Raw genomic sequence first — 19976 nt, 5'->3', positions numbered from 1 at the left:
ACATGGCATGAATGGGCGTAGCGATAAGTGGATGTGGTGGCAAAAGCGTGTCACGGTTCGGAGAAATTGCAGAATGCCAACTCCCGCTAAAGAAGCTGATCTCCATGAAGCTCATGCCGTTTGGTATGTCGGCGACGGTGGGTGTGCGGTTAGGCCGGCTGTGCTCTCGAAGCCGCAGCAGGGAGAGGTTCTGATCAAAGCCTTGAACAGTGCGATTAGCCGGGGAACCGAAGGGCTTGTTCTCCGCGGTGCGGTTCCGGAAACAGAACGGCATCGCATGCGTGCGCCTTTTCAGGAGGGACAGTTTCCCTTCCCGGTGAAGTACGGCTACGCCAGCGTGGGAACCGTCATTGACGGAGACGCTGAACTTGCAGGTAAGCTCGTCTTTTCGCTGTTTCCGCATCAAGATCTCTACACTCTCCCGTCGGATGCCTGTGTCCCTGTGCCTGCTTCCATTCCGGCCGAGCGGGCGACGCTTGCGGCCAATTTAGAAACCGCTCTCAATGCTTTATGGGATGGAAAGCCATCACCTGGGGATCACATCTGCGTGGTCGGCGGCGGTGTCGTCGGACTCCTGACAGCTTACGTGTGCAACCGTATCCCCGGATCAACGGTGACTTTGGTGGATATCAATCCGGGTCGCGCTGAGATGGCATCCGCCCTTGGTTTTCGTTTTAGCCTTCCAGGGGATGCACCGCGGGACCAGGACCTCGTGTTCCACACCAGTGCGACCGCAGCTGGGCTGACAACGGCGCTTTCCAGCGCCGGTGACAGCGCCTCGGTCATTGAAATGAGCTGGTATGGCGATTTGACCGTCGGGGTGCCGCTCGGAGCAGATTTTCATAGCCGCCGGATCAAATTGATCTCAAGCCAAGTGGGCACTATTCCGGCCGAACGGCAGGCGCGCTGGACTTACCGGCGGCGCATGGAATTGGCGCTTTCCCTACTGGATGATCCACGTCTGGATCTTCTGATCAGCCACAAAATCCCATTTGAAGACGCGGCAGTGCGCGTTCCCGAAATATTGAACAAGGCATCAGATGTCTTGGCTGCGGTCATCGTTTATGACCAAGCCGACAATGCTGACGCCAGCTTGGCAGAAAACTCAGGAACTTAGGATTATAATATGTTTGCTGTAGAAGTTCGCGATCACGTGATGATTGCCCACTCCTTCAAAGGGGAACTATTTGGTCCGGCACAGGCGCTGCACGGAGCGACATTTGTCATAGACGCGGCCTTTTTGTCAGAAGAACTCGATGAAAACGGTGTTGTGATCGATATCGGCCGTGCACATGAAGCGCTCAAGGAAGTGCTGGCGCCGCTCAACTACAAGAACCTTGATGAGGTGCCCGCGTTTGCCGGGATCAATACGACCACGGAATTCCTGACCAAACACATCCATGATCACCTGGCCGAGGCAGCGCGGCAGGACCGGCTTGGCCGCAAGGGCGGCGAGCTTGCGTCCATCCGGGTGACGATCTCTGAATCTCATGTTGCCCGTGCATGGTACGAGGCAAAGATCTGACATGCCGGACAAATGGCTCGTGTTTGCCTATCCCGGTGATCTTCAAACGCTCACGGGCGGATACGGGTATGACCGGCGCGTAATCGCCGGTCTTGCTGCCAACGGCTGGGATGTAAGGCCGCTGTCGTTTGGACCGGGGTTTCCTTTCCCATCAGGAAATACTCTCCAGGCCGTTGGCGCATCTCTTTCTGCTCTCCCGGACGATACTGTGGTCATTATCGATGGCCTGGCCTACGGCGTTATGGATCAGGCCGCTGAAAAGCACGGCAAGAGACTGAGGCTGATCGCCCTTGTTCACCACCCGCTCTGCCGGGAAAATGGCTTGCCTAGCGACGTCGCCGCGCGGCTGCAAGCTAGCGAAAGCGCAGCTCTCAGTCATGCCCGTCATGTGATCGTGACAAGTCCGGCGACGGCGGTTCAAATCGAGGACCTGTTCGGGATCTCAAAGGATGCGATCAGTACTGCTCTTCCGGGCACGGAGCTTCCCACTCAAAGGAGCAAAGCGTCAGCAGGTGCAACGCGGCTCTTGTCCATCGGAACCGTGACACAAAGGAAAGGCTACGATCTTCTTTTTGGGGCGCTAAGCCAATTGAAAGAGATGGATTGGCATCTCGATGTCGTTGGCGGCCTGGAGGCGGATCCGGGCTGTGTCGCGGCCTTAAAGGAACAGATTAAAAGTCTGGAGCTGACCGGCTGCGTCACGTTCCATGGGGCGGTACCGCAGGAAAAGCTGAGCGATTATTATTGCTCGGCGGACGTTTTCGTTCTGGCGAGCCGTTATGAGGGGTACGGCATGGCCTATGCGGAAGCGCTGGCGCATGGTTTGCCGGTGATCGGCAGCGGTGCTGGAGCGGTTAAGGACACCCTCTCGGTCGGGGGGGCGATCTATTGCGGCGTGGAAGATGTGCAGGCTTTAACCGCTGCCCTTACCACTATTATGTCTAATGCCGAGGCTAGGGAACGCCTTGCCACAGAGGCCCGGCAGGCCGCTCATTCCTTGCCAAGCTGGGAGGACGCGGTGAGGGTTTTCGAGACAGTGATTGAGAAGGTGGCGCAGTGAGCGGATTTTCAGCAACTTGGTTGGCCTTGCGCGAGCCTCTGGACCTTGCGGCCCGCAACAATGATGTCGAAGCTGCGTTTTTCGGAGCCTTGTCGGCTGCCCCCCCAAAAATCCTGGACCTTGCAAGCGGTGCAGGTTCGACCGTTGCTTCTTTGGCAGGTGCAAAACCGGACATTCATTGGTTTTTGTCCGACTACGATGCCGATCTTCTGTCGGTGGCGGCTAGCCGTGACTACGCGACAAAACCTGGGTCGCTTCAAACTCGGGAAATCGATCTAGCGGCCAACCTTAAGGAACTCCCGTTTGACGCGGTCGATGCGATCACGACATCTGCATTCCTTGACTTGGTCTCGGAAAAATTTCTGACGCAACTTGTCGAAGCAATCGTCTCATCCAAAAAGCCGTTTTTGGCCTGTCTGACCTATGATGGCCGGACTGGTTTCAGCCCTGCTGAACCGCTCGATCAGGATCTCTGTGATGCGATGAACCGCGACCAGAAGACTGACAAGGGATTTGGTCCGGCGCTTGGCCCCAAAGCTGCCGAACAGGCAATTACGCTCTTTGAAGCCAGGGGATACAGGGTGGTCAGCGGTACATCCGATTGGATGATTGGCCCACAGCATGCGGACTTTCTGGCTGAATTCCTGCCCGGCTGGGTCGGGATTGGCGTGAAACAGGGCGTTGGGAAATCCAAGGCTGATGATTGGCTGGAAAGCCGCCGCTCGCAGATCGCGGACGGCACGTTCACTATGACAGTTGGCCATCTGGATTTTGCCGCGCTGCCCGCCTGAGGCCGTCTCTCAAACCTAGTTTGAAATTGTGCCGCAAGCCGCGCGGGAGCCATCTGAATTGTTTAGAAACGGCTTGAGGACCGTCATTTGCGGGGTATCGATCCCATCCTTTGGTTGGAGGGACAAGACGTAGTCTCCCCACCAGTCACCGGCGGCCCAGGCTGTCCAACCGATCCAGACGTCGCTCTGGTTATTGATGTAAGCCGCCACTTTCGCAAGACCGTTCAGGCAATCGGGCGACGCTGTCCCGCCGAACTCGCCGAGATGCGCCTGAAATCCGGACTGCCGCATCCATATCGTCACCGCTTCAAGGGCCTTCAGGGCATCTTTGGTTCGCGGACAGGTGGCGTTCCTGCCAGAAAAATCCGTGTCCAGATACTGATGAATGTCGAAGGCGAAGTTGTTTGCCGGGTCTGCGATGCCCTTGAAGACGTCAGCATTGGATCCTCCGGGCATAACATCGAACCAATGAGAGGCCCCGGTCCAAATGGTGCCGGGAACAAGGACGAGGTTGTCCGCACCAACGCCCCGGATCGCATGGATTGCTGCTTGGGCGGCCTTGAACCACGTGGTTGCCGTGACACCCTCCGGCTCATTCATCAAAAGATAGAGGACACGCGGGTCACCGGAAAATTCCGAGCCAAGTTTGCGCCAAAAGTCTGCGAAGGCCTCCACCGTCACTGGTTCCTGACCGATTTTCACATCGCGGTATTCAGCAAAATTGTGCGGATCCAGAATGATTGTTAGATCGTGTTGTTTGGCGTTGGTCACCGTCTGCTTGAGGCGGGCGAGCTCGGCGTGATCCAGTGCCGCATGCAGCTCCGGCTGGAGACGTTCCCAGCGGAACGGAAGACGGATTACGGTCATTTTCCGGGAGGCCGCCCACGCTAGTGTTGCATCTGAAGGGTAGATGTAGCTTTGCCCATAGGGCCCTTCATAGCCGCCAAACTCGGCACCGGCGATATTGACACCGCGCAGGCAGGTCCGTTCCTGAGCGCTTGATGCTGTGATAGTGCCGGTCAATATCAAAAGCAGGATCGAGGCAGTGGCCAGGGCGGCATTGAGCGTGTTCATCAAACATCTGCCGATCGCGTGATCTGGTGCCAGGTTATTGGAGTGCAACTAAAGCGCGATTATTGGTTCGCCTGCAAGAAAAACCTGTTGTTTGCAGCTTGCTGTTTCCCTGGAAATCTCGGCCGCGGGATCACGTGTTTAGAAACTTGTCGGTCCAGTCGAGCACGTCGTTGACCGTAGCTGCAGTATCCGTTGACGGCAGTTCGGGCCGGTCCACTATTATGACCGGGAGCTGCATCTGCCGCGCTGCTTCGATTTTTGCATAGGCTCGCGTTCCGCCGCTGTTCTTGGTCACGACGTGGGTAATGCCTTTTTCCTTGAACAGCTCGACTTCTTCTTCAGCCGACTGAGGAGGGCGGGCGAGCACGAGCGACCAGTGATCCGGCAACGGAACGGGAGGTGGTTCGATCATCCGGGCGGTGCCGATGATATCGCCGCGCCGGTAAAACGTTGCGATTTCCTTTCGGCCGACAGCAAGAAAGGCACGAGCCTCGTCGGGAATGGCATCGGCAGCGTCATCCATGGAGGCAACCGGGTTCCAAAGATCATTCGGCATCTGCTGCCAGGCAGGTCGCTCGAGCCGGAGGATAGCAGTGTTCTTGCGCTCCGCTGCATGGAAGGAGTTCCGACTCATTTGAGCTGCGAACGGGTGCGTTGCATCGATGATGAGCGAAACCTTCTCGGTCTGAAGGTATTGGCAAAGCCCCTCAACGCCGCCAAACCCGCCAATGCGCGTCGGAACACCAAGGTCGGGCAGATCTTTCACAGCGCCCGCGAAGGACGCTGTTAGGCGAACCGTTGGAAATCTACCCAGGAGTTTTTTTGCAAGTGCGCGGGCCTCGAATGTCCCGGCCAGTAACAGAACGTGCGTTTGATCAGCTGTCAAATCCGCACTCCCCGATGATGTGCGCTTGACGGTCGACCACAAGCACTTCCACGTCGACAGGCGCATCCCGCAGAACTGTTCGAACCGCTGTTTTTGCACGCTTTGCAAGAGGCGCGCTCAGATTGATCCCCTCTGCCGCCGCCATATCGAGTACTTCCTTCGCCGTATTCGATGTTCCAGCATGGGCGATGAGGCTGGTTGGGGCGCCGGCCTCACGAAGCAAGTCCTGAAGGAACTCAAAACTGACCGAGCTCCGGGCCGAGTGCAGGTCGAGCGCACCTTGGGCAAGCTTGGTGAACTTGGCAAAGCCCCCGGCCATGGTGATTTTCGGGACCGGGTGACTGCGCAGGTATTTCAGGAGCCCGCCGGCAAAATCGCCCATGTCGAGATAGGCGCTGTCGTCGAGGTCATGACGGGATTGCACGGCCTTTTCCGACATAGAGCCTGTTGCGCCCACGACATGCTCAAGCCCGGTTGCACGCGCGACATCGATCCCGCGATGGATGGATGCGATCCACGCTGCGCAGGAGAACGGGCGCACGATCCCGGTTGTTCCGAGAACCGACAATCCGCCAACGATGCCAAGGCGCGGGTTCATGGTTTTCAAAGCCAATTCCTCGCCGCCGGCAATCGAGATTTCGATCTCGACATCGCCAGTGCCGCCGTAAAGGCGGGTCACTTCCTCAATGGCAGTTTGCAACATCTGGCGGGGCACCGGATTGATTGCAGGTTCACCCGGCGGGATCGGTAAGCCGGGCCGGGTAACGGTGCCAACCCCGACCCCGGCCTTGAACTGGACACCGCTTCCCTCTGGCAGAAGCCTGACAGTTGACGTGATTTCGGCGCCATGGGTCACATCCGGATCATCGCCCGCATCTTTCGTAATCGTGGCTAAGCTGCATCCGTCAGCCAATGCGTGGCGGGTCAGAACGAAGTCCGTGGTTCTGCCTTGCGGTAAGGTTATCTCGACTGGATCCGGAAACGTACCCGTGAGCAAAGCCTGGTAGGCAGCCTTCGCCGCCGCCGTGGCACATGCCCCCGTCGTCCAGCCGCGCCGCAATTCTTTGCCGTCAGGTCTGACCATGAATTGTCTATAACCGAGTTTTTCAAAAATGCGCAGATCGAGAGATGAAATGTCGCATTCGAAGAGCTTTATACCGGCGAAGGACTTGGCGCTTTTCTATCCCCGCTGTAAACAAGATTCATGCAGTCTGAACAACACCTGACATTGCCTGCACAGTCTCTGCCGGAATTCGAAGCCGGATGGGTCTGGCTGGCCGGAGCGGGGCCTGGGGATCCTGGCCTTTTGACGCTGCACGCGGTCAATGGGTTGCGGCAGGCGGACGTGGTTGTTTACGACGCGCTTGTGGATCAGAGCATTCTGAGCTGGGCAAGGCCTGGAGCTGTGCTCGATTATGCGGGCAAACGCGGTGGCAAGCCGAGCCCGAAACAGCGGGACATCACCCTCAAACTCATCGACTATGCGCGGGCCGGCAAACGTGTCTTGCGCCTTAAAGGCGGCGATCCTTTTGTGTTTGGGCGGGGCGGGGAAGAAGCGCTTGGACTGGTCGAGGCCGGGGTTCATTTCCGAATCATACCGGGCATTACTGCCGGAATTGGCGGGCTGGCCTATGCCGGTATCCCGGCGACCCACCGGGATTGCAATCAGGCTGTGACGTTTCTTACCGGACATGATCAGACCGGGCTGACGCCTGATGCGATCAACTGGGACGGTATTGCGCAGGGCTCTCCAGTCATCGTGATGTACATGGCAATGAAACATCTTGAGACAATTGCCGGCAAACTGATTGCCGGTGGACGCTCGGTGGATGAGCCTGTGGGAATCGTGTGCAACGGGTCTTTAGCCGGGCAAGAAGTTCTGGAAACGACACTCGGAAACTGCGCAGAAGAAGCAACGCGCGCTGGTCTCAGCCCGCCCGCCATTGTCTGTGTTGGTGAAGTTGTCCGTTTGCGCGCTGGCCTCGACTGGCTGGGCGCCCTGTCTGGGAAGGTTCTGACACCCGATCCACTTGGGCTGCGCGAGGCTACCCGACAGGCCGATGCAGGTTAATCCAGGCGGACCGAAGGGACTTTTGATCGCAGCGCCATCCTCTGGCGCTGGAAAGACGACCGTGACATTGGCCCTGCTGCGGGCTTTCAAAAACGCGGGCCTTTCCGTTGTTTCGGCAAAGTCCGGACCCGATTACATCGATCCCAAGTTCCATGAAGCTGCAAGTGGTGCGCCCTGCATCAACCTTGATGCCTGGGCGATGGACGGAGGAACAATAGGAACGCTGGCCGGTTCCCACTCTGCTGGACACGATCTTCTGATCGCCGAAGGAGCCATGGGCCTGTTCGACGGCGCTGCAAACGGGAAAGGGTCTGCCGCAGATTTGGCAAGCTTGCTTCAACTCCCGGTGGTGTTGGTTGTCGATTGTGCCAAACAGGCGCAGTCGGTTGCTGCGCTCGTCAGTGGCTTCAAACACTTCCGCTCCGATGTGCGGTTGACGGGTGTCATTCTTAACCGCGTCGGCAGTGCGCGCCACGAGCAGATGCTGCGCGCAGCCCTGAGCGGCCTCGATCTTGCCGTCCTTGGGGCTATCCCGCGCAGCAGCGACTTGCTCTTGCCGGAACGCCATCTGGGCTTGGTTCAGGCTCAGGAACATGTAGAACTTGAGGCTTTTCTGGACGAAGCGGCAAGCATTTGTGAAGATCATCTGGATCTCAATGGAATTCGAACGCTGGCGCAAAACATTGCCACGCCTGATGATGAAGTGCGCCGACTTCCATCACCTCTTGGGCAAAGGATCTCAGTCGCCAGGGACATCGCCTTAGCCTTTTCTTATGTTCACCTGCTGGACCATTGGCGGCGTATGGGGGCGGAGATTTCGTTCTTCTCGCCGCTCGCCAACGAAGCGCCGAGGTCTGATGCCGACGCGATCTATCTGCCGGGCGGGTATCCGGAGCTCCATGCTGGCAAAATCACAGAGGCGCAGACGTTCCTTTCCGGCGTGAAGACAGCAGCTGAAAGCGGCGCACTGATCTACGGCGAATGCGGTGGATACATGATCCTCGGCGACGGGCTGGTTGATGCCGACGGATGCCGGCACAAGATGCTCGGGCTTTTACCGCTGGAAACATCATTTCAAACCCGCAAACGGCATCTCGGCTATCGGAAGATCACCCCAAAATATGGTGTACCGTGGTCAGGCTCGCTGGCAGCACACGAGTTTCACTATGCTAGTGTTGTGAATGAGGGCACCGTCGACCGGCTGTTCTCGGCAAGCGATGCTTCCGGGAACAGTCTTCCCGACATGGGGCTGCGCGTAAACAACGTGATGGGGTCGTTTGCGCATGTGATTTCACGCCATCAAACGACTTCCAGCACGCAGAGCTGACAGAAAACGTCTTCCTTTGTGTGATACGGGCTGAGCTGGATATCGACAATCCGCACCACGCCATCAGTTTCAAGATTCTCGATCTTCTGCGCAAAGCCGTCAGTGTCCCATGTGGTGTCCCGTACCGTGAAGACGATTGGAGCACCGGGCTTGGCAATCCGGATCAGTGCATCGAGCCCATCTGGTCCAACATGGCCACTGGTAAAAACGCCTGCGCTGACGATGCCATCATAACTGTCGTCGTCGATCTCATGCAGCGGGCCGCACATGTCGGCTTCATTCAGTTTCCGATAAGCGCCACTTTTTCGTGATGCAGCCAGCATCTCCGGTGTGATATCGATCCCGTCGATGGTGAGCTCATAGTCGAGTTTTAAAAGCTCCAGCGCGACGAGTCCTGTGCCGCAACCCGCATCCAGTACCAATTTGCCGTCACCAAGATGCCGGACCAAAGCCTCAGCAGCGACTTGCGGAGCGACATATCCGATCGCAAGCAGGAGATCCGTATCGTAGGTCTGCACCCAGTTGGCATAGAACTCCCGGATCGCAAGGGGATCGCCGTTCAGCGACAGCGCATGTTCCAGAAGCGGATTTCGTTCAGCCACGCGGCGTCTCCCGTCAAATGTTCCTAAAGAAAACTACGGGATCAGCCGGGCGAAAGGCAATTGTCGAAGCGCTTAGCCTTTGGCCTTTTTCTTCGGTCGTAGGACATGCACGTGATCTGCATCATACAGCGCGCTGTCTCTAAAATCCTGACCGGGCTTCAAGGCGTGACCAACGAAGATCAACGCAGTGCGTGTGATCTTTGCTGCCCGTACCTTTTCCGCAATCGTGGACAACGTCCCGTGAATGAAGGCTTCGTCCGGCCATCCGACACGATAAGCAACGATAACCGGGCAATCTGCACCGTAATGTGGCGCGAGTTGCCGCTCGACTTCGCGCAGGTTCCGAATGGACAGGTGGATTGCAAGCGTTGCGCCGCTTTTCCCAAGCGTGTCGAGGTCCTCGTTGTTGGGCATCGCCGAGGATTTCATGGCCGTCCGGGTCACAATCACGGTTTGCGCAACTTCGGGTATGGTGAGTTCGGTTTTCAGCGCAGCGGCGGCCGCAGCAAAGGCCGGGACGCCTGGCGTTACATCATAGTCGATACCGAGTGCTTCCAGGCGGCGCATCTGTTCGGCCGTCGCGCCGTAGATCGATGGATCGCCGGAGTGGACACGGGCCACATCCTGGCCGTTCTCGTGGGCGGTCTGGATTTCAGCAATGATCTCGTCGAGGGTCATAGGCGCTGTGTCGATCACCCGCGCGCCTTCCGGCGCTGCAGCGACAATCTGCTCCGGCACCAGCGAGCCTGCATAAAGGCAGACCGGGCAGTTCTGAATGAGCCTCAAGCCACGAACGGTGATGAGATCCGGATCGCCGGGACCGGCGCCAATGAAGTGAACGGTCATGCGGTTTCTTCCGATTTCTGGTCTTTCTGGGCGTCGATACGTTTTGCGTAGCCGCGCGGTGTATAGACAAACTTCCTGCCGTCTCCGCGTTTGACCGCCTTCGAATTGGACGACCCGACCATGACTGTCGTCAGCATGTCGACATCATCCACTTCGAGTTCGGCCAATGTCAGCACACGCAATGTTTCTTCCGGACGGCCAAGATTTACACCGAGCACAACCGGCGTTTCTGGCGGCCTATGTTTCAGCAGAATATCCTTGGCAGCGGCCAGCTGTGTCCTACGCCGCTTTGAAACAGGATTGTAGAAAGCAATCACAAAGTCCCCTTCAGCCGCAGCGTTGAGACGCTTTTCGATCGCTTCCCATGGGGTGAGCAGATCGGACAGCGAGATCGCGCAGAAGTCATGGCCGAGGGGTGCGCCGATTTGTGCAGAACACGCCTGAAGGGCGGAGATGCCGGGCGCGTTGGTGATACTGACTCGTTTAGCGGCATCGGACACGCCGCCGTTGTCTGCGTCGCGATCCAGAAGTTCGTAAACAAGGGCTCCCATCGCGTAGATACCAGCATCGCCAGACGAAATCAGCGCGACATTCTTGCCTTTGCCCGCCTCTTCGAGCGCAAACCGCACGCGGTCTTCTTCTGCACCCAGAGGGAAATTGTGGTGGGTCTTGCCCGTGATGTGAGAAGCGACGATTTCAAGGTAAAGCGAGTATCCCACGACATCGCTCGCTGAGGCGAGAAGACGGGTTGCTTGCGGCGTGCGCCAGTCGTCTTTTCCTGGGCCAATGCCAATCACCGACAAGTGCCCGCGGCCACGGCCAACTGTCATTCCGTCAAGCGGTTCCAGCGAGCGTGTGATGGCACATGTGGCGTTTGCGGTTTTTTGTTTCTCGACAACCAGTCGGCCTTCGCGACCAACGGCTGCAAGAGCTGCGCCTTCGGCCACACCGTGGCAGCGCACTTCAGAGTAGACCACTTCAGACGGGTTCTTGAGGCGCGGCTTTTCCAGCTCCAGCGTTTCAGCCGGGAAGAGACGCAAGGGGGCATCCAAATGGGTGGCCAACGCATTCATCGCAGCCTCATCGGCTTTCAAGTCGATGGTTGCAACACAGGCGACAGCGCCCCTTGCAACGCCTTGAACCGCAAGATGTGTATCAACCAGATCAATCAGTTCCTGCGGATCACAGCCGCGAGCACAGCCGACACCAACCACATAACGCTGCGGGTGATAGACAAGCCGAGTTGGCGTCCCATCAACAGGTTCATCAGTGGCCAGCAACGTGAGTTCGGCATCCTCGGAAATGGTCAGCTTGTCCCGCTTCAGCCAGTCGGCGGATCCCAAAACCTGAACCGGTGCGCCTGAAAGGAGTTCGGCCATGACCGGCTTGGCATCATCCGGATTTGCGAGCTTCCAGCCGTTGGGCGGTGCATCCAGCGCAATGCCGAGGGCAGTGTCACCAGCGGTGGTGATCGCCGCGTGGCCGCCGAGGCCCTTTGCCAGAAGGCGCGCCAATTCGTTGGCCCCGCGATGACCGCCAAGCAGCGGAACGATGCTGGAGCCATCTTCGGACACGGCTACAACGGGCGGCTCGGTCCGCTTGTCAGACAGGATCGGAGCCAGGGCCCGGATCAAAATGCCGCTGGCGCAGAAGCCGATGATCGGATGCCCGGCCTTGAACAGCATTTGAATGTGTTCAATCGTCTCGTTGAACTGCGTGTCGGCGGTCGGCACACGGCCTGCAAGGCCATGGATTCGTGCCGTTGAAAACCGCTTTGCGATGTCTTCGGCCGTGTCCAGGCCAGCCTGGTTCAGGACGAGAAGGATGGGGGAAGCGTCCACGCTTCGTCTCCCTTGTAGATGAGGATCATGGAAAAATACGGAGCCTTGTCCGTATCAAGGTCTTGCAGCCGGTAGACCTTCTGTTCCGGTAGGCTGGCGCGTTCTACATAGCCGGCCCGGTCGAGAAGGTTCATGTCATCAAGAAGTGCTTTCAACCGCGGTAAATGCCGGCCCACCTTCATGATGGCAACGGCCTGGGCCTCTTTGATTTTGGCGCGGATATCGACATCAGCCAGTGGGCCTGGAATGACAGTCAGAACGTCATTGCGGGATGTCAGTGGCCGCATCAGCTGCGCTGCGCAAGCAGTCAAGGAAGTCACGCCTGGCACGACTTCACATGGGAAACGTTCGGACAAGCGGTCGAACAGGTACATGAAGGACCCGAAGAAAAATGGATCTCCTTCACACAGGACGACCACATTTTCACCGGTTTCCAGAACCTCTGCGATTTCTAAAGCGGCCTTGTCGTAGATTTCTTGCGCCGGAAAGCGGTCGACACGCATCGGCACGACAATCGGGATCTCCCGGGTGCCTTGCGGGATCGTGTTAGCTGCGATCGACCGCGCAAAACTCTCGCCGTTATCTGGAGCTGGATAGGCAATCACTTTGGCCGATGAAATCAGCCGATGCGCTTTCAAGGTCATCAGTTCCGGGTCACCCGGTCCAAGACCAATTCCATAGAGCTTTCCGCTCATGACTTCACAAAACTCCACTGGGTGACCGGCATTGCCGGCCGCCATCCGGTTAGCCCGCCAACAGCGCTGGCCCGCTGAACGGACAACCGTTTCAAATCGCCGCCATGTTTTTGATAGGCATCGAGGAGAACCGCTTCGCTTTCAAGCGTGACAGCGTTCGCGACCAGGGTTCCCCCGTGTTTTAATGCTGACAGGCAGAATTCAACCATGTTGTCAGCAGTCAGGCCACCGCCGATAAAGATCGCATCTGGCTCAGGTAGATCGAGTAAGCCGTCCGGTGCGGCGGCATCAATCAGGTCAAGATGCGGAACGCCGAGGGAACTCGCATTTTCCGCTGCCATCAATCGACGTTCTTTATGAGGTTCCAGGCCAATTGCTTTCGTACGATCTGCTGCTCGCAGCCATTCGATCGCGACTGACCCGCATCCGGAGCCAACATCCCACAACAGCGCGCCGGGATACGGCTTGAGCGCCGCAAGGGTCACTGCACGTACTTCCTGCTTGGTCATCTTGCCGTCGTGACGGAAAGCCTCATCAGGAAGGCCAGGAATGCGGGAGCGGATGGCGGTGCTGGGAGCCGCAACAACTTCGATGCCTAGGGTGTGAAAGTCAGCGACGTCATTCGACAATTCCTTGGCGATGCCCGAAACAATCCGTTCTTTTTCACCGCCAAGATGCTCAAGGACGGTCATGCGGCTCGCGCCATAACCTTCATCTTCCAGCAGCTTCGCAACGTCGTGCGGCGCATGGCCATTGCTGGTCAGAACCAACAAACGTGCTCCGGGGTAGAGATGACAGCGCAGCCGGTCAACTGGCCGCCCGTGAACCGAAAGGCATTCGCACTCCTGAACCGCCCAACCCAGACGCGCCGCAGCCAGTTGGAACGCTGATGGAGCAGGGAAAACGGTCATTTCCGCGGACGGGAAATACCGCGCGAGGCTGGAGCCAATTCCGTACCACTGCGGATCACCGGTCGCGAGCACGGCCACAGAGTGGCCTTTCAGAGCTGCAAGGTCCTCAAACACCTTGGAAAAAGGCGAAGGCCATAAACGCTTTTCGCCGGATATTCCCGGAACCAGATCAAAGTGGCGGGCACTGCCATAGACGATGTCTGCCTCGTTAAGCGCCGCGCGTGCGGCAGCCGAAAAGGAGCCGTCTTCGCCCAGTCCGATCAGAGTCAGCCAGGGGGTGTTCATGTGTCCCCCAGTTTGTAGGGCTGGATGGCGACTTTGGTGGTCAAGTTTGCTGGTTTTCCCCCATCCGACAGAACCGGCTGTCGTTTGCCGCGAGACATGTTCGGTTTGCCCGAAGATCCATCTTCGGACGGGGCTTGAACGCCCGGCTGGGTTAGAAATCCATGAGAACGCAAGGCTTTTGGTTTGCTGACGGATTTCATTGCGGACTTGCGATCATCGATGGTCATGTCACCCCTCTTCCGGCAAACCGGCGGCAAGGGCGTTTACGGCAGCGGCTGCCATGGCCGATCCGCCCCGGCGGCCCTTGACGGCAAGATAGGGAACGCCAAACGGATTGCTGGTCAGCGCGTCCTTGGATTCTGCAGCGCCGACAAAGCCCACTGGAAAGCCAAGAATGACCGCAGGTTTCGGTCCGCCCGCAGCAATCATCTCAAGAAGATGAAATAGCGCTGTTGGGGCATTACCAATAGCAATCATTGCCCCGTCCAGCCGGTCGCGCCAGAGCTCGACAGCAGCGGCTGACCGGGTGGTTTTGAGCTCAGATGCAAGGCCGCGGACCGAAGGGTCATTCAATGTGCAGATGACTTCGGAGCCTTCCGGGAGACGGTTCTTGATAATGCCGTGCGCCACCATCTCCACATCGCAAAACACCGGAGCTTCCTTTGCGAAAGCTGCTTGTGCTGCTTCTAGAACGTCATCCGACCACGCCAGATCTTGTGGTAGATCGGTCATGCCGCAGGAATGGATCAACCGAATAGCCGTTGGATGCAAAGCCTTTGGCAAATGCGAAAGGTCTGCTTCTTGCCGCACGATGGAAAAGGATTGGCGGTAGATTGCTGCCGGGTCCGTTTCATATGCGTATTGTGGCGTGTCATCGGCTGGCAAAAGCGTCACTCAGGTGTCCGTGTTATCGGGTTGCGCGGTAACTGCAAGGCTAAATTCGGATGCCGCTGAAACAGCAATCCGTATGAGCTTGGTTTTGGATTATGACGCCGGATTTTCCACAGTTTCGCCCGGCTCAACATCCGCTTCTTCGCTGTCAGCTGTGCTATCCTTGTCTTTCCTGCCAGCCCAAGCAGCGACACCAGCTATGAGCGCCGCGCCTGCAAGCGCAGCGACACCTGCCCAATGGGCATGTCCGGCGAGTTCTCCAAGGTGGCCCGCGTGTGCAAATGCAGCGGAGGCGCCGAAAACGCGAACACGGCAGACAGGATTATCCTGTGGGTCATGGTCTCTTCCAATCATAGTGCCGTTTAGGCAAACAAGAATGCGGCTGTCCGGAAAGGAAGAAAGACACGCCGACTCGGCTGCAGCTTCGACTGCATGCGGGGCGATTTGCCTTCAACAGCTCCGGCATTGGCCCCCGGTATGGGTCAGCCGCATCCAGAATCTCTCTCAGTCCCTATTAGGACGCCGTCAGATCGGCGCACAGTACGGGAGGGTCTTGCGGTGATCAAGCATCAAAACGACACGTTATTGACGGGCACCGCCATACCTACTTGGTGAGGTAACTGAGCCCTGCAATCAGTTGCGTCAAACAGCCAATTTACAACGCCTGTTAAAGGCGGTAGGGGTTTTTACGTAGCCTGTGGAGGGGCTCAGGCCGGCGTCTTGCCGGTATTCCAGCGCTCCGATGCGTTTGGGAAACGGCGGGTGGCTGATTTGGTCATCCGCCACTCCTAAGTCCTCTAATTTTTTCCTTATCTGCGGCGGGCGACGAGCAGAGTGATGTCGTCAAACACCGCTGCCGACCCGATATGCGATCTAAGATCGGCAATCATCGCCTCCAACATCCGTGCGGCGTCGTTGTGGCCATGGTCCTTGGTGCTCGCGATCAACCGATCCAATCCGTACATCTCGCCCTTGGTGTTTTCCGCCTCTGTAACACCGTCCGTATAGAGGACAACCGTGTCTCCGCTCTCAAAGGGCATGGGCAGCGGGCGGACGAATTCCGAGATGTTGTCTTCCAATCCAACCGGAAAACCAAGATCCAGCGTGTCGACCGTTTCCACAGCACCTGAGCGCCGCAGCAGTATCAACTCTTCATGCTGGCCAGTCAGCGTCAGTTTGTCGTGCTCAATATCCAGGAAACACAAGGTCAGGTGCTTGTCGGTCTTTGTGCGTTTGATGTTGCGGCAGATCGCATTGTTGAGCGCAACAAGAAATTGTTTGGGGTCGCTCGGGCCCTGTTCTTGAAGGGCGACGGCAACCGACTGCACCATCAGCATGAGGACGCCGCTTTCAAGGCCATGGCCGGTGACATCGCCGATGCCAATTTTGACGCGGTCCCCAAGTTGCAGAACGTCATAGTAGTCTCCGCCAACTTCATCGGCGGGTTCCATGAAGGCGGCGACTTCCAGCTGATCAATCTCACCCAATTCGTTTTGCGTGGGTAGGACCATCATCTGGATCTGCCGCGCAACTTCAATTTCGGCTCCGAGACGGACATTTTCAGAAGCCAGCTGTTCGTTCAGGTGGCTGATTTCAGAGTTCGCCGCTTCCAGGTCGCCGTTCATCTTGTGGAATCGATACGCCTGGCGCCATTGCAAACCGGCAAATGCAATCCCGAAAGCACCAGCGCCTGCGAAATAGGTCAGCAAGTACTTGAAGGACCAAAGATTTTCCGCGATGGGCTGGTCAATTGTGATGGCTTGGATGCCGCGGATATCGCCGACCACCCAGTCCGTTTTTGGGCTCTCAGGATGCGTATTGTGGCAAGCGACACATGAAGCTCCCATGTAGACAGGGGAGGCGATTTGAACCTGGCGGTCGAACAAGGACCCCGTGAAGCCGATCTCCAGGTCCTTGGGATCCCGGGTCTCCCGGAAGTCAGCCAAGGCCTTTTTCTCAAAACCGGTGAGTTCGTAAGGCTCGCGTTCTGTGAACGGCAGATCGGAGACGAACCGGTATTCAAGCGTACCTTGATCGCCGATGACGTCCCCGAGCTCAATTGACAGCGTTGCTGGAATGGGAATTCCGCCATCCCGTTCGTGGTATTCATGCGTTGGTTGAATGTCACCACTTGCGCTTTGCACGCGCCCGACGACATTGCGGGCGTAGTACGTCCGGATCTCGGTGATTGCCTTGTCGAGATCAATGGCTTGAGAGCGGAGAGACTGGTCGGAAATCGTGCGCAGGTCCATCCAAACGGCGACCGGCAACAAAGCGAGCGCCAGCAGAACAACCACTGCGAAGACAAGCGGGCGGTCCATGAATTTGAGCCAGAAGCGATCCAGTGTTTTCAAACTGTTGTGGGTCTGCATTCTGCGTTTACCGCTCTCTGAAATGCCATCTGAATTTGGCTGTTTTGTACATGTCAGCGCCTCGAAATGAATATAGGGGCGCCCTGGTAAATTCTAAATGACCACTGTTGAAACCGCGGATCCCGGGTCGCATCCGAGACGCTATAGAGACGGACGGTATCCTTAGCTATTTTGCACAGTCACTTGTTTTCTCAATCTTGAAATGTCAACAAGAACTGTAACAACCTCGATCAAACGGGTGCCGTATCATGCAAGACCATCTCGTGTTCACAGTCATTGCCGAAGACCGTTCTGGGCTTGTCGAGAAGATCGCTGACGTCATCGCAGGCGCAGGCGGGAATTGGATCGAGAGTTCCATGGCCCGACTTGGTGGCGAGTTTGCCGGCATCGTGCGCATCTCTGTTCCTGCCGAAAATGCCAGCCAGTTGACTGCGGCGCTGGAGGCGCTTGGATCAGACGGGATCGATATCACGCTGCGGTCCGGCCAGGGCAGCGACAACGAAGCGCTTGGAGCGTCCGCCCACCTCGATCTGGTGTCGCAGGATCATCCGGGTATATTGCGCGACATCACCCACATTCTGAGCGAGCACAAGGTCAGCATCGAGCACCTGGAAACGTCTGTTGAAGCGGGATCGATGCAGGGCGGTTTTCTGTTCAAGGCCTCGGCGGATTTGAGGCTTCCAACCGGACTGACACCTGCTCAATTGAGCGACGCACTGCAAGCAACAGCGGCGGATCTGATGGCCGACATCAGCCTTGCCGAGTAAGGCGACAGGCTGGCTGTTCCGGCACATCTGATTTTTAGAATTGTCTTTGCTCGGGATCTACCTTAAGCACTCAGCCGTTCTGAAGTGAGGGGCATCAGGATCTTGGGCGAACTCCGGCAAAACATCCGGAAATTGAATGCAGCAGTGTTTGTGCTGCTGCTGCCATTCCTGCTGTCTGCCCTTTTGCCGCAAGGCTTCATGCCATCGCTGCAAAAGGATCAGGGCTTTACGGTCGTCCTGTGTACACCGGACGGCATGAGAACCATCACCCTAGATGCCGACGGTAAAGAACTGCCGTCTGGACCGATGGGTGATGATGAAGGCAAAGCATCAAACCACTGTGTATTTTCCGGTGTTGGAGCGGTGGTCGTGCCGGTCTTGGCATCGGACAGCGCCTTACCGGTCTTCGCTTCGCTGGCAATTCCGTTCTTTGCCGAAGCGCCACGGACAAGCTCGCTGAACCGCAGCCAGAACGGGGCCCGCGCTCCGCCTCTTGGGATCTGATCTTCCCGAAATCCATTTTGAAATTGATATGAACCGGACCGCCTCCAACTGTCTTTGAATGGTGGGGCATCCGGTATGGAGATCCCATGAGTGATATCTCACATGACGTTCGAAGTGCATCCGCACCGAACGCGTTCTATCGTGCTGCCTGGCGTTGGCACTTTTATGCCGGATTGTTTGTCGTACCCTTCCTTATGATCCTCGCGGTCACAGGCATGATGATGATGTACATCGGTTACATTGATGGCCGTGACGGCGAAAATATTACCGTGTCTGTCCCTCAAGATGGTCAGCCGCTGAGTGTGTCCGAACAAGCGAGCCAAGCCCTGAAGCAACATCCAAACGGGGTTGTTGTGGAGTGGCTCAAGGGGCGCGCTGACAACAACGTTTCTGTTTTCCGCGTCAAAGCCGACGGTGTTCAGTCGATGGTCGCTGTCGATCCTTACACTGGAGACGTGGTTGAGAGCTGGGACCGGCGCAAGGGCTGGTATGACTTTGCTGACGGCATCCACAGTGATCTCCTGCTTGGAACACCCGGCGACCGTCTTCTGGAGATTGCAGCCGGATTGTCGATCGTGTTGGTGGTAACGGGTCTTTACCTTTGGTGGCCGCGTGACCGGTCCTTTGTCCAGTCCGTCGTTCCAAACTTGACCGCCAGGGGACGCGACTTCTGGAAGGGGCTTCATTCCTGTATCGGGATGTATGTGTCAGTTGTTTTGCTGGCGTTCTTGATCACCGGCATGGCCTGGACCGGTATTTGGGGAAGCAAGATCGTTCAGGCTTGGAACACGTTTCCTGCGGAAAAATGGAACAATGTTCCCTTGTCCGACAGCACACACGCTGCAATGAACCACGGTCCCGTTGGTGAAGTGCCCTGGGCTCTGGAGCAGACACCAATGCCGGCTTCCGGCTCAGGATCCGGGGTTTCCGGAACGCCCGAGGGCGTTCCTGTGACGATCGACAGCATCGCGGATTTGGCGGCGGCAATCGGCTTCAATGCCCGATACCGTATTTCCTCTCCCCAAGGAGACACGGGTGTGTGGACCATCAATCAGGACACAATGAGTTCTGATGCTGAAGATCCCTTCTCAGATCGCACTGTCCACATTGATCAGTATACCGGCAAGATTCTGGCGTCTGTTGGGTTTGCCGACTATTCGCTTGCCGCAAAAGCAATGGCTGTTGGCATACCCCTGCATATGGGATTGGTGGGACTTTGGAACCTGGTGCTCAACACACTCGCGTGCCTGTCAGTGATCTTCCTGTGTGTGAGTGGTGTTGTCATGTGGTGGATGCGCCGTCCGAAAGGTGCTGCGCTTCGGATCATTGCACCCAAGACACCGGAGAACATGCCGCATTGGCGTGGCGCCATGATCTTGATGTTGTTCCTGTCGCTGGCGTTTCCGCTTGCCGGAGTGACCCTTTTGACAGTCCTGGCGCTGGATTATGTGTTGGTCAAGCGCATACCGGTTCTCAGAAAGGCCTTTGGCTAATTGATGGACCGGGCTTTCTTCTGAGAGCCCGGTCT

Annotated in this window: 21 protein-coding genes; 9 read left to right on the top strand and 12 right to left on the bottom strand. The window is 57.2% G+C overall.

Annotation, left to right across the window (positions count from 1 at the left end):
- Nucleotides 1–73: 73 nt before the first annotated feature.
- Genes ACQY4Z_RS09525 through ACQY4Z_RS09510 form a run of 4 tightly spaced genes read left to right on the top strand, consistent with a single transcriptional unit; the run spans nt 74 to nt 3376 of the window.
- Nucleotides 74–1117 (top strand): zinc-dependent alcohol dehydrogenase, encoded by a 1044-nt coding sequence (locus tag ACQY4Z_RS09525; protein WP_428528727.1) that lies wholly within the window; start codon nt 74–76, stop codon nt 1115–1117.
- A gap of 9 nt (nt 1118–1126) precedes the next feature.
- On the top strand, nt 1127–1525 hold the full coding sequence (locus ACQY4Z_RS09520) for a 6-pyruvoyl trahydropterin synthase family protein (protein ID WP_428528725.1): 399 nt from the start codon (nt 1127–1129) through the stop codon (nt 1523–1525).
- Nucleotide 1526: 1 nt separating this feature from the next.
- Nucleotides 1527–2585: a glycosyltransferase family 4 protein gene (locus tag ACQY4Z_RS09515; protein WP_428528723.1), complete on the top strand. Its 1059-nt coding sequence runs from the start codon at nt 1527–1529 to the stop codon at nt 2583–2585.
- Nucleotides 2582–3376: a methyltransferase type 12 gene (locus tag ACQY4Z_RS09510; RefSeq protein WP_428528721.1), complete on the top strand. Its 795-nt coding sequence runs from the start codon at nt 2582–2584 to the stop codon at nt 3374–3376. Before ACQY4Z_RS09515 ends, ACQY4Z_RS09510 begins: the two co-directional genes overlap by 4 nt.
- A 15-nt stretch (nt 3377–3391) precedes the next feature.
- Here the strand turns inward: ACQY4Z_RS09510 and ACQY4Z_RS09505 are convergent, their stop codons facing one another.
- The 3 genes from ACQY4Z_RS09505 to ACQY4Z_RS09495 all read right to left on the bottom strand — a co-directional run bounded on the left by ACQY4Z_RS09505 (nt 3392) and on the right by ACQY4Z_RS09495 (nt 6420).
- Complete coding sequence (locus ACQY4Z_RS09505) at nt 3392–4450, bottom strand: glycoside hydrolase family 5 protein (RefSeq protein ID WP_428528719.1); 1059 nt, start codon at nt 4448–4450, stop codon at nt 3392–3394.
- Between the two features lie 130 nt (nt 4451–4580).
- Nucleotides 4581–5336, bottom strand: coding sequence for a cobalt-precorrin-6A reductase (locus tag ACQY4Z_RS09500; protein ID WP_428528717.1), 756 nt, complete (start codon nt 5334–5336; stop codon nt 4581–4583).
- Nucleotides 5326–6420, bottom strand: coding sequence for a cobalt-precorrin-5B (C(1))-methyltransferase (locus ACQY4Z_RS09495; RefSeq protein ID WP_428528715.1), 1095 nt, complete (start codon nt 6418–6420; stop codon nt 5326–5328). Before ACQY4Z_RS09495 ends, ACQY4Z_RS09500 begins: the two co-directional genes overlap by 11 nt.
- Nucleotides 6421–6540: 120 nt before the next feature.
- On the opposite strand from ACQY4Z_RS09495, the gene cobA reads away from it, so the two are divergent.
- Together cobA and ACQY4Z_RS09485 are read left to right on the top strand one after the other, a co-directional pair.
- Nucleotides 6541–7407 carry a uroporphyrinogen-III C-methyltransferase gene (gene cobA, locus ACQY4Z_RS09490; RefSeq protein WP_428528713.1) on the top strand — a complete coding sequence of 289 codons (867 nt, stop codon included), beginning with the start codon at nt 6541–6543 and terminating at the stop codon, nt 7405–7407.
- Nucleotides 7397–8734 (top strand): cobyrinate a,c-diamide synthase, encoded by a 1338-nt coding sequence (locus ACQY4Z_RS09485; RefSeq protein ID WP_428528711.1) that lies wholly within the window; start codon nt 7397–7399, stop codon nt 8732–8734. Before cobA ends, ACQY4Z_RS09485 begins: the two co-directional genes overlap by 11 nt.
- Here ACQY4Z_RS09485 and ACQY4Z_RS09480 read toward each other — a convergent pair.
- The 9 genes from ACQY4Z_RS09480 to ACQY4Z_RS09440 all read right to left on the bottom strand — a co-directional run bounded on the left by ACQY4Z_RS09480 (nt 8707) and on the right by ACQY4Z_RS09440 (nt 17177).
- Nucleotides 8707–9336, bottom strand: coding sequence for a class I SAM-dependent DNA methyltransferase (locus ACQY4Z_RS09480; protein ID WP_428528709.1), 630 nt, complete (start codon nt 9334–9336; stop codon nt 8707–8709). The two genes, ACQY4Z_RS09485 and ACQY4Z_RS09480, sit on opposite strands and share 28 nt — an antisense overlap.
- A 72-nt stretch (nt 9337–9408) precedes the next feature.
- Nucleotides 9409–10182, bottom strand: coding sequence for a precorrin-4 C(11)-methyltransferase (gene cobM, locus ACQY4Z_RS09475; RefSeq protein ID WP_055672999.1), 774 nt, complete (start codon nt 10180–10182; stop codon nt 9409–9411).
- The gene (gene cobJ / locus ACQY4Z_RS09470; RefSeq protein ID WP_428528707.1) at nt 10179–12023 is read right to left on the bottom strand and encodes a precorrin-3B C(17)-methyltransferase; all 1845 of its coding nucleotides are present in this window, start codon (nt 12021–12023) and stop codon (nt 10179–10181) included. The genes cobM and cobJ overlap by 4 nt, the downstream gene beginning before the upstream one ends.
- The gene (cobI, locus tag ACQY4Z_RS09465; protein ID WP_428528705.1) at nt 11993–12718 is read right to left on the bottom strand and encodes a precorrin-2 C(20)-methyltransferase; all 726 of its coding nucleotides are present in this window, start codon (nt 12716–12718) and stop codon (nt 11993–11995) included. The genes cobJ and cobI overlap by 31 nt, the downstream gene beginning before the upstream one ends.
- Nucleotides 12715–13914, bottom strand: a complete 1200-nt coding sequence (gene cbiE, locus ACQY4Z_RS09460; protein ID WP_428528703.1) for a precorrin-6y C5,15-methyltransferase (decarboxylating) subunit CbiE — start codon at nt 13912–13914, stop codon at nt 12715–12717. Before cbiE ends, cobI begins: the two co-directional genes overlap by 4 nt.
- Entirely contained in the window at nt 13911–14141 is a 231-nt protein-coding gene (locus ACQY4Z_RS09455) for a hypothetical protein (RefSeq protein ID WP_428528701.1), read from the bottom strand. Before ACQY4Z_RS09455 ends, cbiE begins: the two co-directional genes overlap by 4 nt.
- A 1-nt stretch (nt 14142) precedes the next feature.
- A complete protein-coding gene (locus ACQY4Z_RS09450) occupies nt 14143–14808 on the bottom strand; it encodes a precorrin-8X methylmutase (RefSeq protein WP_428528699.1) in 666 nt (221 codons plus the stop codon).
- A 90-nt stretch (nt 14809–14898) separates the two neighbouring features.
- The gene (locus tag ACQY4Z_RS09445) at nt 14899–15159 is read right to left on the bottom strand and encodes a DUF6732 family protein (protein WP_428528697.1); all 261 of its coding nucleotides are present in this window, start codon (nt 15157–15159) and stop codon (nt 14899–14901) included.
- Between the two features lie 455 nt (nt 15160–15614).
- The gene (locus ACQY4Z_RS09440) at nt 15615–17177 is read right to left on the bottom strand and encodes a SpoIIE family protein phosphatase (RefSeq protein ID WP_428528695.1); all 1563 of its coding nucleotides are present in this window, start codon (nt 17175–17177) and stop codon (nt 15615–15617) included.
- 248 nt (nt 17178–17425) lie between these two features.
- On the opposite strand from ACQY4Z_RS09440, the gene ACQY4Z_RS09435 reads away from it, so the two are divergent.
- The 3 genes from ACQY4Z_RS09435 (at nt 17426) to ACQY4Z_RS09425 (ending at nt 19941) form a co-directional block, all read left to right on the top strand.
- Nucleotides 17426–17944, top strand: coding sequence for a glycine cleavage system protein R (locus tag ACQY4Z_RS09435; RefSeq protein ID WP_209179072.1), 519 nt, complete (start codon nt 17426–17428; stop codon nt 17942–17944).
- A 102-nt stretch (nt 17945–18046) separates the two neighbouring features.
- Nucleotides 18047–18448, top strand: a complete 402-nt coding sequence (locus tag ACQY4Z_RS09430) for a DUF2946 family protein (RefSeq protein ID WP_428528692.1) — start codon at nt 18047–18049, stop codon at nt 18446–18448.
- A gap of 86 nt (nt 18449–18534) precedes the next feature.
- Nucleotides 18535–19941, top strand: coding sequence for a PepSY-associated TM helix domain-containing protein (locus ACQY4Z_RS09425; RefSeq protein ID WP_428528690.1), 1407 nt, complete (start codon nt 18535–18537; stop codon nt 19939–19941).
- Nucleotides 19942–19976: the final 35 nt, after the last annotated feature.

The sequence above is a fragment of the Roseibium sp. genome (genome assembly GCF_965276855.1).
Classification (GTDB): Bacteria; Pseudomonadota; Alphaproteobacteria; order Rhizobiales; family Stappiaceae; genus Roseibium.
This window is presented reverse-complemented; position numbering and strand designations above follow the sequence as displayed.

Bases quoted from the DNA above. Each gene is read 5' to 3' on its own strand.
- ACQY4Z_RS09485 (WP_428528711.1), top strand. From the start codon at position 7,397: ATGCAGGTTAATCCAGGCGGACCGAAGGGACTTTTGATCGCAGCGCCA.
- cobA (WP_428528713.1), top strand. From the start codon at position 6,541: ATGCAGTCTGAACAACACCTGACATTGCCTGCACAGTCTCTGCCGGAA.
- cobM (WP_055672999.1), bottom strand. From the start codon at position 10,182: ATGACCGTTCACTTCATTGGCGCCGGTCCCGGCGATCCGGATCTCATC.
- ACQY4Z_RS09520 (WP_428528725.1), top strand. From the start codon at position 1,127: ATGTTTGCTGTAGAAGTTCGCGATCACGTGATGATTGCCCACTCCTTC.
- cobI (WP_428528705.1), bottom strand. From the start codon at position 12,718: ATGAGCGGAAAGCTCTATGGAATTGGTCTTGGACCGGGTGACCCGGAA.
- ACQY4Z_RS09495 (WP_428528715.1), bottom strand. From the start codon at position 6,420: ATGGTCAGACCTGACGGCAAAGAATTGCGGCGCGGCTGGACGACGGGG.
- cbiE (WP_428528703.1), bottom strand. From the start codon at position 13,914: ATGAACACCCCCTGGCTGACTCTGATCGGACTGGGCGAAGACGGCTCC.
- ACQY4Z_RS09515 (WP_428528723.1), top strand. From the start codon at position 1,527: ATGCCGGACAAATGGCTCGTGTTTGCCTATCCCGGTGATCTTCAAACG.
- ACQY4Z_RS09440 (WP_428528695.1), bottom strand. From the start codon at position 17,177: ATGCAGACCCACAACAGTTTGAAAACACTGGATCGCTTCTGGCTCAAA.
- ACQY4Z_RS09455 (WP_428528701.1), bottom strand. From the start codon at position 14,141: ATGACCATCGATGATCGCAAGTCCGCAATGAAATCCGTCAGCAAACCA.
- ACQY4Z_RS09525 (WP_428528727.1), top strand. From the start codon at position 74: ATGCCAACTCCCGCTAAAGAAGCTGATCTCCATGAAGCTCATGCCGTT.
- ACQY4Z_RS09435 (WP_209179072.1), top strand. From the start codon at position 17,426: ATGCAAGACCATCTCGTGTTCACAGTCATTGCCGAAGACCGTTCTGGG.
- ACQY4Z_RS09445 (WP_428528697.1), bottom strand. From the start codon at position 15,159: ATGATTGGAAGAGACCATGACCCACAGGATAATCCTGTCTGCCGTGTT.
- ACQY4Z_RS09505 (WP_428528719.1), bottom strand. From the start codon at position 4,450: ATGAACACGCTCAATGCCGCCCTGGCCACTGCCTCGATCCTGCTTTTG.
- ACQY4Z_RS09425 (WP_428528690.1), top strand. From the start codon at position 18,535: ATGAGTGATATCTCACATGACGTTCGAAGTGCATCCGCACCGAACGCG.